General features: G+C 72.6%; 13 protein-coding genes. 6 read left to right on the forward strand and 7 right to left on the reverse strand.

Going from position 1 to position 14,453, the window contains the following annotated elements:
* Positions 1-154: 154 nt before the first annotated feature.
* The 3 genes from ACIQZO_RS28425 (at position 155) to ACIQZO_RS28435 (ending at position 2,029) form a co-directional block, all read left to right on the forward strand.
* Complete coding sequence (locus tag ACIQZO_RS28425) at positions 155-1,111, forward strand: methionyl-tRNA formyltransferase (protein ID WP_403631447.1); 957 nt, start codon at positions 155-157, stop codon at positions 1,109-1,111.
* A 161-nt stretch (positions 1,112-1,272) separates the two neighbouring features.
* Complete coding sequence (locus ACIQZO_RS28430; RefSeq protein WP_403631448.1) at positions 1,273-1,419, forward strand: hypothetical protein; 147 nt, start codon at positions 1,273-1,275, stop codon at positions 1,417-1,419.
* Positions 1,420-1,516: 97 nt separating this feature from the next.
* Positions 1,517-2,029 carry a hypothetical protein gene (locus ACIQZO_RS28435; RefSeq protein WP_403631449.1) on the forward strand — a complete coding sequence of 171 codons (513 nt, stop codon included), beginning with the start codon at positions 1,517-1,519 and terminating at the stop codon, positions 2,027-2,029.
* On the opposite strand, the gene ACIQZO_RS28440 is transcribed toward ACIQZO_RS28435, so the two are convergent.
* Positions 2,026-2,220: a hypothetical protein gene (locus ACIQZO_RS28440; protein ID WP_403631450.1), complete on the reverse strand. Its 195-nt coding sequence runs from the start codon at positions 2,218-2,220 to the stop codon at positions 2,026-2,028. The two genes, ACIQZO_RS28435 and ACIQZO_RS28440, sit on opposite strands and share 4 nt — an antisense overlap.
* Before the next feature lie 235 nt (positions 2,221-2,455).
* Here ACIQZO_RS28440 and ACIQZO_RS28445 point away from each other — a divergent pair, with 235 nt between their 5' ends.
* A complete protein-coding gene (locus tag ACIQZO_RS28445; protein WP_403631451.1) occupies positions 2,456-2,992 on the forward strand; it encodes a hypothetical protein in 537 nt (178 codons plus the stop codon).
* Positions 2,993-3,041: 49 nt separating this feature from the next.
* Here the strand turns inward: ACIQZO_RS28445 and ACIQZO_RS28450 are convergent, their stop codons facing one another.
* The gene (locus ACIQZO_RS28450; protein WP_403631452.1) at positions 3,042-3,458 is read right to left on the reverse strand and encodes a DUF5959 family protein; all 417 of its coding nucleotides are present in this window, start codon (positions 3,456-3,458) and stop codon (positions 3,042-3,044) included.
* 353 nt (positions 3,459-3,811) lie between these two features.
* Between ACIQZO_RS28450 and ACIQZO_RS28455 the strand changes: the two genes are divergently transcribed.
* On the forward strand, positions 3,812-4,495 hold the full coding sequence (locus ACIQZO_RS28455) for a hypothetical protein (protein ID WP_403631453.1): 684 nt from the start codon (positions 3,812-3,814) through the stop codon (positions 4,493-4,495).
* A gap of 88 nt (positions 4,496-4,583) precedes the next feature.
* On the opposite strand, the gene ACIQZO_RS28460 is transcribed toward ACIQZO_RS28455, so the two are convergent.
* The 5 genes from ACIQZO_RS28460 to nadE form a co-directional block, all read right to left on the reverse strand.
* Positions 4,584-4,733 (reverse strand): hypothetical protein, encoded by a 150-nt coding sequence (locus ACIQZO_RS28460; protein ID WP_403631454.1) that lies wholly within the window; start codon positions 4,731-4,733, stop codon positions 4,584-4,586.
* A gap of 87 nt (positions 4,734-4,820) precedes the next feature.
* A complete protein-coding gene (locus tag ACIQZO_RS28465; RefSeq protein WP_403631455.1) occupies positions 4,821-6,089 on the reverse strand; it encodes a YhgE/Pip domain-containing protein in 1,269 nt (422 codons plus the stop codon).
* 195 nt (positions 6,090-6,284) lie between these two features.
* Positions 6,285-7,046 carry a GNAT family N-acetyltransferase gene (locus ACIQZO_RS28470; RefSeq protein WP_403631456.1) on the reverse strand — a complete coding sequence of 254 codons (762 nt, stop codon included), beginning with the start codon at positions 7,044-7,046 and terminating at the stop codon, positions 6,285-6,287.
* 59 nt (positions 7,047-7,105) lie between these two features.
* Complete coding sequence (locus ACIQZO_RS28475; RefSeq protein WP_403631545.1) at positions 7,106-8,335, reverse strand: PP2C family protein-serine/threonine phosphatase; 1,230 nt, start codon at positions 8,333-8,335, stop codon at positions 7,106-7,108.
* Between the two features lie 198 nt (positions 8,336-8,533).
* The gene (gene nadE / locus ACIQZO_RS28480; protein WP_403631457.1) at positions 8,534-9,364 is read right to left on the reverse strand and encodes an ammonia-dependent NAD(+) synthetase; all 831 of its coding nucleotides are present in this window, start codon (positions 9,362-9,364) and stop codon (positions 8,534-8,536) included.
* Between the two features lie 192 nt (positions 9,365-9,556).
* Between nadE and ACIQZO_RS28485 the strand changes: the two genes are divergently transcribed.
* Entirely contained in the window at positions 9,557-14,353 is a 4,797-nt protein-coding gene (locus tag ACIQZO_RS28485; RefSeq protein WP_403631458.1) for a hypothetical protein, read from the forward strand.
* Positions 14,354-14,453 lie beyond the last annotated feature (100 nt).

Consider the following 14,453-nt stretch of genomic DNA (forward strand, 5'->3'; position numbering starts at 1 on the left):
CTAACCTGATGCACTGGAGCTGTCGATGGGCAAATCAGATCGAGTCACCATCGATTTGCAGCTGAACTCGCTTCAAAATAAGCGACGTTGCAGAGTTAGGTAAGGCTTGCTTTACTCATTCTGCAATCTGTCGCCGCTCCAAGGAGGAACCCCCATGCGGGTCGTCATGTTCGGCTATCAGACGTGGGGGCACCGCACCCTGCAGGCCCTGCTGGATTCCGAACACGATGTCGTTCTGGTCGTCACGCACCCCAAGAGCGAGCACGCGTACGAGAAGATCTGGAGCGACTCGGCCGCCGACCTCGCGGACGCCCACGGCGTCCCGGTGCTGATCCGCAACCGCCCCGACGACGAGGAGCTGTTCACCCGTCTGACGGAGGCGGAACCGGACATCATCGTGGCGAACAACTGGCGCACCTGGATCCCCCCGCACATCTTCAACCTCCCCCGCCACGGCACTCTCAACGTTCACGACTCCCTTCTGCCCAAGTACGCCGGCTTCTCTCCGCTCATCTGGGCGCTGATCAACGGCGAGCCCGAAGTGGGCGTCACCGCCCATCTGATGAACGACGAGCTCGACGCGGGCGACATCGTGGTCCAGCGCGCCGTAGCGGTCGGCCCGGCCGACACCGCAACCGATCTGTTCCACAAGACGGTCGACCTGATCGCGCCGGTCACGGTAGGCGCCCTGGACCGGATCGCGGCGGGCGAGACCGAATTCACCGTCCAGGACCGCTCGCAGGCCAGCTTCTTCCACAAGCGCTCGGCGGAGGACATCCGCATCGACTGGAACTGGCCGGCCGAGGACCTCCAGAGGCTGGTCCGCGCCCAATCGGCCCCTTACCCGGCCGCCTTCACCTTCCACCGCGGCAAGCGACTGGAGGTACTGGCCGCCGTCGTCTCCGAGGGCCGCTACGGCGGCACGCCCGGCCGGGTGTTCTACCGCGAGGGCGAGGGCGTCGTGATCGTGGCCGGTGCCGATGCCCGCACCGGACGCAACCACGGCCTCGCCATCACCCGGGTGCGCACCGGGGACGGCGAGGAGATGCCCGCCACCGACTACTTCACCACCATGGGCGGATACCTCACCAGCCGGCCGCCGAGCCGCTGAGCCGCGGCGTCGACCCTGGCGCCGGGGAAGCCCGGCGCCGGGGCGGCGACCTGCACACGAACTGGGACCTCGGCGGGGAGGACATCCTGCTGCTGACGTCCGCGGAATCCGACCTGAACAGCGACTGCCTCGCGGACGAACGGTCCTCGGACTACGGCACGTTGATCGAGGACGCGGAGTGGGGCGTCGACGACATGATCTGCGTCCGCGTCTCCACGGATCTGCTCCTCGTGCTGGAGGTCGCCACCATCGAGGACGGCCAGGACGACTATCTGGAGGCCGTCGCCAAGGTGTGGAAGGGCGAGTGAGCGGCCGAACGAACCAACGGCCGAGCGGCACCATGATCATCGCCGGTAGGGTGGGAGGGACCGCCCCTTACGCCTTCCGACGAAGCGATCCGTACCTGTGAATGACAGAGACCGAGCACCCATCGACGACACGCGCTTCGGCGCGATCACGGTCCGCCAGGACGGCCAGGACCGCATCGAGGTCCACGGCGAGGCGGTCCCCCGCGTGACCCTGGAACGCGACCCGGCGGCCGAGGCGGACCCCCAGATCGCCATCGGCACCCGCGACCGGTCGCACCTCACGATGCGGGTCGACGGCGCGGAGGTCGACCTGCTCCCCGCGAAGGGCCGGCTGGCCAGGCACTCGTACCGGGTGGACGTGGAGTACGACGGGGCGTCCTACCGCCTGGTCCCGGACTCCGTCCCCAGCAGCCGACTGACCCGCGACGGCACGCACCTCGGCGACTTCTCCTCCGACGGCGACGAGACGGTCATCGCCGAATGGCGGGAGGACCGCGAACTCCGCCCGGCGGACGCCGCGATCGGCTACGCCCTGGCCTCGGCCTTCGGTACGGGCGCCCAGCCCATGTGGATGATGATCGCCGACGGTGTGAGCAGCGCACTCCCTTAGGAGTCGGTCTCCCCCGGCCTGATCACGGGACCGGCGGGGTCCGGGACTGCGGCCCGGCCGAGGATTGCGTCCAGTTCGCCGGACCGATCCAGATGCCATCGCAGCGCCGCGGGCCCGCCGTCGTGGCGGCGGGTCAGACGGGCGTGGATGACGGGCAGTTCGGCGCGCCGTCGGCACACCGTGAGATCCACGCCGACGGTGCCGTTGATCAGGAGGGCGCGGCGCCCCGGATACTGTCCGCGGGCATCCCGGCATCGTACGTCGAGGCCCGCGGACCCCGGATGCGCGCCCTTGTCCGGACCGGCCGAAGGGAAGCCTCAGCCGTGCCGCGGCAGATCCCCCTCACGATTCGGCTGACCGCCCCGCCCTCGGATGGCTACTGTACGGATACGGAGTATTGCCCCCGGTCACCCGAGGAGGAATCCTGTGCCATCGCCCTGCGACTCCAAATACGCGCCCGCCGGCGATGTGGGCGCGGCACTCATGATGATCGACTCCCGGCTCAAGTCCATCTACTCGGGCAAGTCCGGGACCGACCCCGAACAGCAGCAGTTGACAGACCAGTTCACCGCGTCCCTGGGTCCCGAGGAGGCCAACGACCTGGTGGACGGCGCGTGCACACTCATCTACATGTACGTGCAGTGGCTACGGATGGCGCACGAGGACCAGGACACGGACGTCATCGAGTACGTGGTGCCGGGTTTCGTGGCGTCGATGCGACTGATGCGCAAGAGCGTACGGCCCGAGGTCATTCCCACCATGGTGGGGATGATCGTCGCGGCCGCCACCGGCCTGAGCCCCAACCTGTGGCGCAAGCAGTACGGGGATTGGACGGGGGACGAGATGAACTCCCTGGAAGCCACCGCCCTGTTGCTCGCGGAGCACATCAACCGGCTCACCGGCGACAACGACTTCGCCACCCGCATCATCACCGAAGCCCTGTACCGCTCGGACGAGGACTGACCCCCGGCACCCTCGCGCGAGCCCGCCCGGCGCGCGCGGGTGCGGACGCCTACTCGCCCAGGGCGCCGCGAACCCGCGCGAGGCACTGCCTGACCTCCGCGGTCCGTTCCTCCCGCATGTCGAGCGGCACGGAGACGACGATCTGCGTGCTCGGTCCGTCGTGCACCTCCACCACGTACGGGTCCTCTGCGATGAACCGCAGGTAGGCCGTGGGACCCCCGCGCGGCCGGCCGGCCGTGAAGAGTTCGCCGGGATCGACGCCCTGTTCCGCCCCCTCGACGGAGTCGAATCCGAGGCGGACCGATCCGTTCACGAAGTCGCTCGCGATGACGATGGGCGCGTCGTAGTACCGGGCTCCGGCCCTTTCCATGCTCGCCGTGGTCGAGAGCAGGCGAACACTGACGCTCTGGCAGGGGTCGGCCAGGTGGATCAGGTCCATCACATCAGGCCGGGTTTTCATGTCCATGGTCGGAAGCTACTTCAGGCCTCGGACATGGCTCTTGGGCGGGTTAAGAGCGGATCAACCAAACCTTAAGCCTGCCTTGGTCGGCTCCAGGCCGCGCCGGTGAGGCCCGTCGGTGCGCCCCACAGCACGCGCATCCGCTCTTCCGGGTCGGGGGCTGTGACCTGCAGCTTCGGGCGCGCTGCGGGAGCCACACGCTCGCGATGCACCGCTGCGCAGCCTCCCAAACCTCCTCCCGGGCTCTTTCGTAAAAAGGCAACAGGACTGCTTCTGCGCATGATCCCCGCCGTAAGCAGGAGGTCCGGGGGGACAGCGTCCATCGGATTGAGGAGTGCCAAGTGTCCAGAAAACGGACCATGAGTCTGAAGAAGAAGCTCATGCTCTTTGTCGTTACGGGAGCCCTGGTGACGGGAGGGGTCGCCGCCACCGTGGCGATCGGCAATGCCGCCGCGCCCGACGTGGTGTGTCAGGGGTCGACTGTGACCTTGTCCGGTGAGGCGGGTGCGCCGGCCGCCAGCAGCGGGACGTTCCCCGTGGGGACCAAGCTGAAGGTGACCAACCTCGACAACGCCAAGTCCACCACCGTCACCGTGACCGGCCCCTCCGGAAGCTGCGCCCTGCTCAACAACGCAGCCTTCGAAAACGTACGAGAACCCGGCAAGAACCTCATCCGCCGCGCACGCATCGAACGCGTAGCCGGCGGCAACGACGCAGCCGCACCGGGCCAGGCCGCAGGCACAGGCGCAGCCGCACCGGGCCAGTCAGCAGGCGCACAAGTACCGCCCGCCACCGCAGAAGTCGTCTGCCCCGGATCCACCGTCACCCTGTCCGGCGAAGCAGGCGCGCCGGCCGCCAGCAGCGGGACGTTCCCCGTGGGGACCAAGCTGAAGGTGACCAACCTCGACAACGCCAAGTCCACCACCGTCACCGTGACCGGCCCCTCCGGAAGCTGCGCCCTGCTCAACAACGCAGCCTTCGAAAACGTACGAGAACCCGGCAAGAACCTCATCCGCCGCGCACGCATCGAACGCGTGCCCTAAGCGTCGGGTCGACGCACGGCGGGGGCACGGGGTGTACCGGCCCCCGCCGCGGCGTCGTCTGTCACGGCGCGGTGACGCGCACGAGCCGTCAGCGGCGCCGCCCGCGCAGCCGGTTCAGCAGCTGGCCGGCCTGGGTGCGCCTGCGGGGGTCGGCGGCGGCCCGCCGGACCGATGCGACGGCCCGCTGGCCCTGCGGGCCGCGCGCGAACTGCTTGATTCGGGTCAACAACGCTGACATGTCGCCTCCTTGGGGTACTCACCGGCTCGTGTACCCCGAGGCGCGGCAGGTATGTCCCCGCCGAGGACCCCGCCCCCACGGCGGCCGTCAGGCGGGTTGCGGCGTGAGTCGCTTGTGGCCCTTGCGGTCGTAGTACAGGGTCATGGCGAAGCCGAAGATCAGGGCCAGTACGGTGCCGACCGCGATCATGATCCAGGAGCGGGTGAGCCCCGCGTCGCCGCGGGCGTCGAAGTAGAGGATCGCCCGTACCCCGTCGCTGAGCTGACGCATCGGTTCGAAGTGCGAGAGGAAACGGTAGAAGCCGGGTACCGCCTGGAGCGGGACCGTCGCGCCCGACGACGGCAGACCCAGCACGATGAACACGAACATCGACACGAGTTGGCCGATCCCGCCGAACGCGGCGTTGATGGCCTGCACCCCCAGCCCGACGGCGAGGGCCGCGCAGTAGGAGTAGATCCACAGGAGCGGCAGGTGGGTCGCGTCCATGCCCAGGATGGCGACGCAGGCCAGCATCACCAGGGAGACGCTGACGAGCGTGATGCCGGCGGTCATCACCATTTTCAGGATGAGCGTCTGCGTACGGTTGATGGGCACCGTCGGTCGGCGGGTGTGCCAGGGGCCGATCTCGTTGTCGGCGTATCCGAGGGCGGTGTCGACGCCGTTGCTGATGACGTTGCCGCCCATGAATCCGGCCAGGACCAGCAGCAGGGTGTAGTAGAACGCCGTCAGGCCGAGACCGCTGTGCGCGCCGATCGGGTGGCCGACCTGCGTGACGACCTCGACCGGGTCGGCGAGCAGCAGCTTGGCGGTGGGGCTCGCTTGGGCGCCGGCGGCCGCCGTGAGCTGTTCGCCGACGGCCCGGGACGCGCGGTGGGCGGCCTGCGTCGTGATCTGGCCGGCCAGTGAGGAGCCGAGGCTGCCCTTGCCGGGGTTGGTGAGGACGGTGATGGTCGGCAGTTCGGTGGCCGCGGACGTGGGGAGCGCCGTGACGGCGTCGGTGAAGCCGGCGGGGACCACCAGCGCGCCGTAGATCTTGCCGGAGTCGAGCTGGTCCTGGGCCTGGGCAAGGGTCAGCTCGCGCCAGTCGGCCTTGCCGCCGGCGGGGTCGGAGGCGATGGCGGCCGTGATCTGCGTGCCCAGGTTCTGCTGCTGTCCCGCTGGCGGCTTGCCCGTGTCCTCGTTGACCAGGGCGATCGGCAGGTCGCGCAGTTCCGCGTTGGGGTTGACGATGCCGCCCATGTAGAGCAGCGACAGCAGCAGGGCGAGGAGCCCCGTAAGGATCGTGGGAACCAACCACAGCTGGGGGCGGCGCACCAGGGCCGCTGCGGTGGCTTCGGGGGCGTCGGTCGGGGACATCGGTCTCCGTAGCTTCCCGGCGGGCCGGGATCGAAGGACGGTGGAAGCGGCCGGGCCGCACGGCACCCCCAGGATGGTCCCCGCACCCGGGTGGGCCACCGCATCCCTCGCACACCGCCCGCGATCCCGCGTACGGGACCACCGGAACAGCCCACCGCGAGCCGCGCCGAGCTGCCACCGGGCGCCGGAATCCGGTCAGGCGCGTTCGAAGGCGTGCGTGTGGCCGATGATCGAGAAGCCTCGGCGCTCGTACCAGTGGCGCGGCCAGTCGAGCGCGTCCGCGGTCAGGAAGCGGACGTCGCAGGCGTGGGAGGCGGCGCGGTGCAGGGCGGCGGCCAGGACGGCGTTCGCGTAGCCGTGGCCGAGCTGGTCCTGCGCGGTGATCAGGTCCTCGATCTGGGCCGTGCCCGTAGCCTTGTCCACGTAGAGGTCGGCCCACGAGGCGACCTCGCCCGCCTCGGTGCGGGCGCCGATGAACTGCACGATGTCGGCCCCGCGTCGGCGGGCCGCGCGCCGGTCGACGAGCTGGCGCACTACCTCGTCGTCGACGTCCGGGAGGAAGCCCCGCCAGCGCCGCGTCAGCGGAACGCGCAGCGCGTCGAGGTCCACCTCCTGTGCGGGGCCGCCGTCCGGCACGGGTCCCGTGTGCAGCATGACCAGATAGGTGGAGTGGGTGTAGCCGGCCCGGATCAGCGGTTCCGCGCACGCCCTGCCGGTCTCGTCGTCGATGACGGAGACCAGCCGGTGCGGCAGATGACCGAGAGCCTCGTCCGCGAGGGCCGGCAGCGCCTCGGGGTCGACGGCCGCGTCGATGACGACCTGGTTGTTCGACCGGGACTGCGCGTACGTGTCGTCGTACACGGCGAACCCTCCGGGAAGGGCTGTGGTGCGCGCGGCCTGGCGGCGGGCGAAGTCGGACAGGAAGGCATGGACGCGCTGCATCTCTGGGCTCGGCATGCGGGGAGCCTACGCGGCCGCGGCCCGTGCACGCCTTCGAATTCCGCGGCGGCCGGACCTCACAGGCACAGGACCACCAGCGCGGTGTCGTCGGTGATACCGGCCGCGGGCATGAGCTCGGCCAGCAGGGCGTCGGCGATGTCGTCGGCGGCGGCGGCGCGATGGCGTACGAGGGAGTTGGCGAGCCTGGCGAGTCCGACGTCGATGTCCTCGCGGCGGCGTTCGATGAGCCCGTCGGTGTAGAGGACGAGGACGGAACCCGCGGTGAAGCCGACCTGGGCCTCGGGGCGGGGGGCGTGCTCGGGCCGGGCGCCGAGCGGGGGGTCGGTGGCCCCGTCGAGGAAGGAGACCGTGCCGTCGGGGTGGCAGAGGACGGGCGGCGGGTGGCCGGCGCTGCTGTAGGTGAGGGTGCGGCCGGTCCAGTCGATGAAGACGGAGAAGGCGGTGGTGGACTCCGCGCCGTCGATGGAGCGGGCGTACAGGCCGAGGACCTCCAGGGCCTGGGCCGGGCCCTCGGCCACGTGGGAGGCGGCCGACAGGGCGCTGCGCAACTGGCCCATGACTCCGGCCGCCGCGAGTCCGTGGCCGACGACGTCGCCGACGGCGACGGCGGTGCGGCCGGGCCGTTCGACGAGGTCGTACCAGTCGCCGCACACGTTCAGGGCCTCGGTGGCGGGCCGGTAGCGCACGGCGACCTGGTGGTGGCCGAGCGGGCGCGGCGCCGGCAGCAGGGCCTCCTGGAGGTGGAGGGCCACGTCGCGCTCGTGGGCGTGGGACCGGCGCAGGCGTTCGTTGACCTCCTGGAGCTCCCGTCCGCGGGTGTAGATCTCGGCCTCAAGCACCTGGGCGTGTTCACGGCCGCTGGCGGCGCCGGCGCCCGCCCGGATGATTTCGGTGACCTCTTCCACCCTGTGCAGCAGGAGCGCCAGGGTGCCGTCGGGGGCGAGGACGGGGACGTTGACGGGGCTCCAGTAGCGCTCGTTCCACATCCCGGACCCGTCGGGGTACTCGACGTCGTAGCGCTGCACGGCCATGCTGTCGCGCTCCCCGGTGGCCTTGACCCGTTCCAGGGAGGCGCGCAGGTTGCGCATGCCGGTGGCCGCCGGATCGGCGGGGTTGTCGGGGAAGGCGTCGAAGAGGTAGCGGCCGACGAGTTGTTCCCGGGTGCGGCCGGACACCGACAGGAACGACGCGTTGACGTCCAGGTACACCAGATCAGGGGTGAGCAGCGCGACCGCGCCCGGCAGGGCTTGGAACACCGCCTGATAGTCGATCCCGGTTCCGTCCACGTCCACCTGTTCGCGCGCCACCGCCCGGTCATGGGGTCGTTCCCACGATAGGGGCGAGGGTGCGGGGCGGGCCCGCCCAGACTCCGGGATTGAGCCGTTCGGCTCAATCCCGGAGGTACGAGGGACCCCGCGGCACCGGCGCTCAGGGACTCAGGGACTCAGGGCCCCACGCGCTCAGGCGGTCAGGCGGTCAGGCGGTCAGGGAGCGATCGGCAGCTGGCGCTTGTGCTCGGTGAGCCGGTAGCGGCCGACGATGGCCCCGAAAGCCGCCCCGTCGACGGGCTTGCCCTCCAGGAAGTCGTCGATGTCGTCGTAGGTAACGCCGAGGGCGTCCTCGTCGGGCTTGCCCGGGTCCAGGGTCTCCAGGTCCGCGGTGGGGGTCTTGTGCACCAGCTCCGACGGCGCGCCCAGCTCGTCCGCGAGGGCCCGTACCCGCCGCTTGGTCAGACCGGTGAGCGGTACGACGTCCGCCGCGCCGTCGCCGAACTTGGTGAAGAAACCGGAGACGGCCTCGGCGGCGTGGTCGGTGCCGACCACCAGGCCCGCGTGCGCGCCCGCCACCGCGTACTGGGCGATCATGCGCTGCCGGGCCTTGATGTTGCCGTGCACGAAGTCCTGGTGGTGCGCGTCGCGGAAGGCGGTCCCGCCGGCCAGCGCGGCCTCCAGGGCGGCGTCGCTCGCGGTCTTCACGTCCACGGTCAGGACCCGGTCGGCCCGGATGAACTCCAGCGCCAGCTGCGCGTCCTTCTCGTCGGCCTGGGTCCCGTACGGCAGTCGCATCGCGAAGAACGCCGCCTCGTGCCCGGCTGCCCGGACCCGCTCGACGGCGAGCTGGCACAGCCGGCCGGCGGTGGTGGAGTCCACACCGCCGCTGATGCCCAGGACCAGTACCCGCAGGCCCGTGGAGGTCAGCCGGTCGGCGAGGAAGGCCACGCGGCGCTCGATCTCCTGCCGTGCGTCGAACGACGCGCTCACCTGGAGATCCCGGGCGATCTCCTGCTGCAGGGATATGGACGCCAGGTCGGTCACGATTGCTCCTCGCTCGGGCCCGTGCGCGGGTCGGCACGCGCCGCCCTGCCGGGGTCACAGTCACATGTACGGGACGGAAGCACTCTAGAGGAAGCCCGCGAGGCCCCGGCCCCGGTCGCGACGGCGGCCCTCATGGCGGTCGCCAGGAGCCGTCGTCACGGAGTGTCAGTGGCCCGTGCGACGATGCAAAGCATGATCGTCTCGCTCGACGCCCTGTTGCCCGTTTCCGGTCCGCACACCTCGACGACGTACGCCGACTGGGTCACCGCCCATGACCCGGGCGCGGCCTCCGTCGCGCGGGGCCTGATCGAGGACATGCGCACCGAGCTCGGCCGGTCCCGCGACAAACCGGGCCGGTTCGTCGACACGATGACGGTGCGGGCGCGGCGACTGCTGCCGGCGCACCTTCCCTGGTTCTGGGACACGGTCGGCCACCGGCTGATAGGCCACGGGAGCCGGCCCGGCGGGCGGGCCTACGCGGCCGCGCGCGCGGCCGAGGCCGAGCACGGGCTGTCGGTGGATCCCGGCTACCGCCTGGCCAACGCCCTGCTGTTCGCGGCGGGCGGGGCCATGCCGGCCAAGGAGTTCGGCGCCCATCAGCGCTTCCTCGCCGACACCCTGGACCCGGCGGCGGCGCACTCGGCCCTGGAGGTCTTCCTGACCGCGTGGGCGGGCTCGCGGGCGAACCTGCCGGCGGATCTGGTGCGGCGGGTGCGGGCCTCCGCCAAGGCGGCCGGGCACGGGGACGAGGAGGCCGCCCGGATGGTGGGCGCGATCCTGTCGGTCGCCCGCGAGAAATCGGTACCGGAGGCGCTGCTGACCGCCGCGGAGCCGGTCCTCACGGCCCATCCTCCGGCGGACGCCGTCCTGGCCGGGCTGGTGGAGGTCTTCCCCACCGGGGTCACCGACGGCGGGGCCTGGCTGCGCATGCTGATCGGCTGCGGCGCGGCGCGGGCGATGGAGTCCGGGCGGCTGGTGCCGACGGGCGGACTGTCCCACTGGGTCGGTCACTTCGTCCGCATGTACCAGTACGCCCTGCAGTCCGGCGGCGGGGTCGCACGGCAACCGCTGCCCGCGGAATTCCTCGCTCTGGTCGGCCGGTTGGGGCCGCGGCTGCGGTCGGTGGGCACCCCGGTCGCGGTGCACACCACCCGGTACCACTACCACGGCTTCGACGCGGACGTGCTGGACGCCTGCCTGGCGGCCGGGGCCCCGGTCGTCGACCCGGGCGCGGAGGTCCGGATGCGTTTTTGGGGTGAGCGCTCCCGCCGGGACCTCGTCGCACTGGCCGCGGACCCGGTGTTCGGCCCCCGGCTGGAGGGGACGGTCCATGCCGGCCTCCTCCCCGACCACTGGACCGTGCGCGAGCGCCGCCCGGGGTCCGCGGTGACACTGCTGCCGGGCAACGAGGGCATCGCCGGCGAGGTGGCCGCGCGCGTCGGCAAGCTCGTCGAAACGGTCGCGGAAGGCGGCACGGCCGGGGCCGAGGAGGCCGTGGTCGAACTGGAGACGCTGCTGGACCGGCCGACGGTGACGGCCCTCGGCGGGATCGCCGACGCCCTGGCGGCAGCGGACGCGGCGGGCACGCTGCGCCGCTCGCTCGCGGCGGGACTGCCGGAGGAACTGGCCTGGCCCGCCCTGGAGGCGGTGTACGCGGGATTCGCGGCAGCCGAGGCGGCCGATGCGAAGGACGGGACACACGACGGGAAGCAGGACGGAGCGCGGGACGGGACTCGGGACGGCGCGCCGGACCCCGCACTGCCGGGCGTGGCCGGGGTGACCTGCACCTGGCCGGTGCTGACGGTGTTCGGGCGGGACCGGGCGGTCGCCGTCGCCCCGGACGGGGAGCGCGGCTCCTGCCGGTTCACGGTTCCCGAGGGCGCGACCATGTTCGCCGTGCACTACGTGGGCGGCTCCTTCCTGGTGAGCTGGTCGCTCAAGAAGAGCCCCTACTTCTGCGACACCGCCGTCTGGGCCGACCGGCCCGAGGAGCCGTTCGAGCCCGCGCAGGTGAGCGGGCTGGTGCCCTTCGGCGGCAGCCTGGACGGGGCGTACGGCTTCCAGTTCGAGACCGCCGACGGGGGCGGCCGCCACGGCGGTCTGCGCGTCCTGCGTCCGGGCGGCACCGAGGGCATCGACGGCGACGAGCTGCTGCTCGGCGACGGATCACGGATCTGGACCAATGCCGTCTTCGGGAAGCGGCCGTGGGAGGTGGTGGACCGGGTCACCGGGGAGCGGCGGGGAGCCGAGCCGCTGCCGGACTTCCCCGGCCGCCCCGCGAGCGACGATCCGGGGGCGCGGCCGTCCGGGGTGGGGATGAGCCTCGCCACGGAGGCGCTCCAGCTGGCGCCGTTGCCCGCCGGGTTGTCCGACTCCCCGCTGGGCAGCCGGAACGGGCTGGTCGGAACGCGCGTGCTGTTCCGTACCCGGCACCGTGACCACGCTCCCGACCACTACCTGGTGGAGAGCGTGGACGGGCGCACGGCCCGGTTCGATATCGACCGGCCGGGTCAGGAGCCGTGGGGGCTGTGGGCCGCACCGGAGGGCGCGGTGGAGGACGTGGTCCTCGCCGAGGCTCGGACCCGTACGGGCGTGCGCGCGTACACCGCCGACGGGGTCCTGCTGTGGGAGCTGGACGGGCACCAGTCGCCCCGGCACCCGCGGGTGCGGCCGTCCCGGCGGGTCACCGTGTCGCAGGGCGTGGCCCTGCCGCCGGCCTTCTGGTACCTGCTGCGCACGCGCGACGCGGTCGGGTCGCGGGCGCTGCGCACCGTGGGACGGCAGCGGGCGCAGGCTCTGCTGGCGGCCGCCCTCACCGGTGAGCAGGCGCTGCGCGCCGCCGTGGCCCGGGAGTTGCCCGAGGTCACCGACCCGGTACTGGTGGAGGCGGTCGTGACGGTGGCCGGGCGGACCGCCCGCGTGGAGGAGCGACGGCGGGCCCTGCACCGGCGGGTGTCCCTGCTCGCCGAGGCCCCGCCCGTCGTGCTGCGCCGCTCCGCGCGGGACACCGAGCTGCTGCCCGCACTGTTCGGGCTGCTCCCGGTCGAGGAGGGCGAGGCGCATCGCCGGGTCCGGGACGCGGCCCTGCCGGCGACGCTGAGCGCGCTCGCCTCCGACGGCGCCTGCCTGGCGGGGACGATCGCGGAGGAGGTGCGGCGGCTGTCGCCGCCGGCTCCGCCGCGCGACTGGTCGCAGCTGCTCGGTGCGATCGACGCCGCGGCGTGGCGGGCCGCGGTGGCACCGACCCCGGACGCGGAGCGGGCCGCGCTGCTCGCGCTGCTCGACACCTGGGCCGACCAGCCGTTCGCCGTTGCGGGCAGCCGGTGGTGGGTGGGCCGGACGTCCGACTCCGGGGCCCTGGACGGACTGCGGGCGGGCGGGACGGCCGTGGCGTCCGCCACGGTGCGCGGTGGGGGCTCGCTCACCTGGTTCGTGGCGCCCGCCACCGGAGATCCGGACTCCGACCCGGTGCCTGCGGCGGTCGCGCAGGCACGGCCGGTCCGGGTGCGGCGCGACGACGCCGCCCGGCTGCGGGCCCTGGTGGCGGCGGTCGCGGAGCACGGGCCGGTCCCGGTGCCGGAGTCGGCGGCCACGCGGTTCGCGGAACTGACCGGTGTGCGCAGGGCCGTGGCACGGCTGGTGGTCGCCGGTCTGGTCGGCCGCGCCCACCGCGACGAGGACCGCGACCTGGCGCGCAAGGCCCCGTACCGGGCGAGCGCGATGACGTCCGAGGCGTACGAGGCGCTGCGCGCGCGGCTCGGCGGCGCCGGACGCCGGGCCGTCCTGGCGGCCGCCCTGCCCGAGGAACCGGCCGAGCTGTGGCGGCCTGGCGGGGTCGACGCGGCCGTGGAGCGGATGGCTGGGCTGTGGCGGGAGCTGCTCGGGGCGCTGCCCGCCGTGGACGACGAGGCGGCGGATGCCCTGGAGGCGGAGCTGGGGCTTTCGCAGGTGTGGGCCCGGCGGCTGGCGGGCGGCTACGGGGCGGCGGCGGACGCGACCGTGGAGGCGGCCGGCTGGGAGCTGGCCGCGACCCGGTACGGCGTGGGGGTGGAGGTGCGGGCCGTGCCCCCGGCCGGGCCGGAGCTGCCGTACCGCACGCCGGTGGGTCTGGACGTGCGGCGGATCGCGAGCGCGCTGGTGTGGGCCTGGACGGACCGGCCCGTCGGCGATGCCGCGGTGGCCGGTGCGATGGACGTGTACGAGCGCCTGCGGGCCGAACTGGCGCGGCCGGAGCTGCTGCTGGCGCTGCCCGGCGGGCGCGTCCAGGACACCTCGGAGCGGATCGCTGAGCGGTTCGGGCCCGGCCGGCTGCCGGTGGCGATGGACAACCGCAAGGAGGAGGGACCGGTTCCCGTGACCGCGCACGACGGGGGACCGCTGGTGGTGTGCTCGCCGGGCGGCGCCTCTTTCCTGCGGCCCGCGGCGGTCGCCGACCCCGAGGTGTGGCGGCGGGTCCGCGAGGTCACCGACCTCGCGGAGGAGTTGGACCGGGTGGCGCCGCTGCTGGCCGGTGGCGGGCTGGAGCGGATGATGCTCCGGGCCCGCTCCACACCGCTGCCGCCCGGTGCGTACGAGGCGGATCCGCGCCGGTCCTGCCCGGAGCTGGTCGCGCGGGTGGCGGAGCAGCTCGGCGCGGGCCCGGACGCGGCGGCGCTGTACCTCCAGGTGGCGACGCTGGCCGCCCCCACCGACCGCAACGTGCGCCGGTGGAACGGCTGGTCCGCGAAGCGCCACAAGGAGGTCAGGGCGGAACTCCTGTCCACCGGCGCGGTCGTCGAGGCCAAGCGGGCGCGGGCGGGCCGGACCGTGTTCCTGCCCGGGGAGTGGACCGAGCTGAAGGCCCCGAACCTGCCGCTGGAGACTGTGAAGCTGGCGAGTCACCTGGTGCGCCCGCTGTGGGGCAACTCGATTCACGCGCCCTTCGGCCGGGTGCTGCCGACGGCGCCCCTGCACGAGATGTTCACGCAGGCCTGGGAGCGGAGGCCGTAGCGAGCGACTTTCCGTTCATCGGATCGTTGGTCCGGTCGTGAGGGAATCCGAGTTGTCTGATGCCGCGTGGGCGGCGATCGCGCCTGGAGGAGATCAACGG

Origin of the sequence: Streptomyces sp. NPDC097617 (genome assembly GCF_044761485.1) — a bacterium.
GTDB lineage: Bacteria > Actinomycetota > Actinomycetes > Streptomycetales > Streptomycetaceae > Streptomyces.

Bases quoted from the DNA above. Each gene is read 5' to 3' on its own strand.
- ACIQZO_RS28425 (WP_403631447.1), top strand. From the start codon at position 155: ATGCGGGTCGTCATGTTCGGCTATCAGACGTGGGGGCACCGCACCCTG.
- ACIQZO_RS28450 (WP_403631452.1), bottom strand. From the start codon at position 3,458: ATGGACATGAAAACCCGGCCTGATGTGATGGACCTGATCCACCTGGCC.
- ACIQZO_RS28455 (WP_403631453.1), top strand. From the start codon at position 3,812: ATGAGTCTGAAGAAGAAGCTCATGCTCTTTGTCGTTACGGGAGCCCTG.
- ACIQZO_RS28460 (WP_403631454.1), bottom strand. From the start codon at position 4,733: ATGTCAGCGTTGTTGACCCGAATCAAGCAGTTCGCGCGCGGCCCGCAG.
- ACIQZO_RS28465 (WP_403631455.1), bottom strand. From the start codon at position 6,089: ATGTCCCCGACCGACGCCCCCGAAGCCACCGCAGCGGCCCTGGTGCGC.
- ACIQZO_RS28470 (WP_403631456.1), bottom strand. From the start codon at position 7,046: ATGCCGAGCCCAGAGATGCAGCGCGTCCATGCCTTCCTGTCCGACTTC.
- ACIQZO_RS28485 (WP_403631458.1), top strand. From the start codon at position 9,557: ATGATCGTCTCGCTCGACGCCCTGTTGCCCGTTTCCGGTCCGCACACC.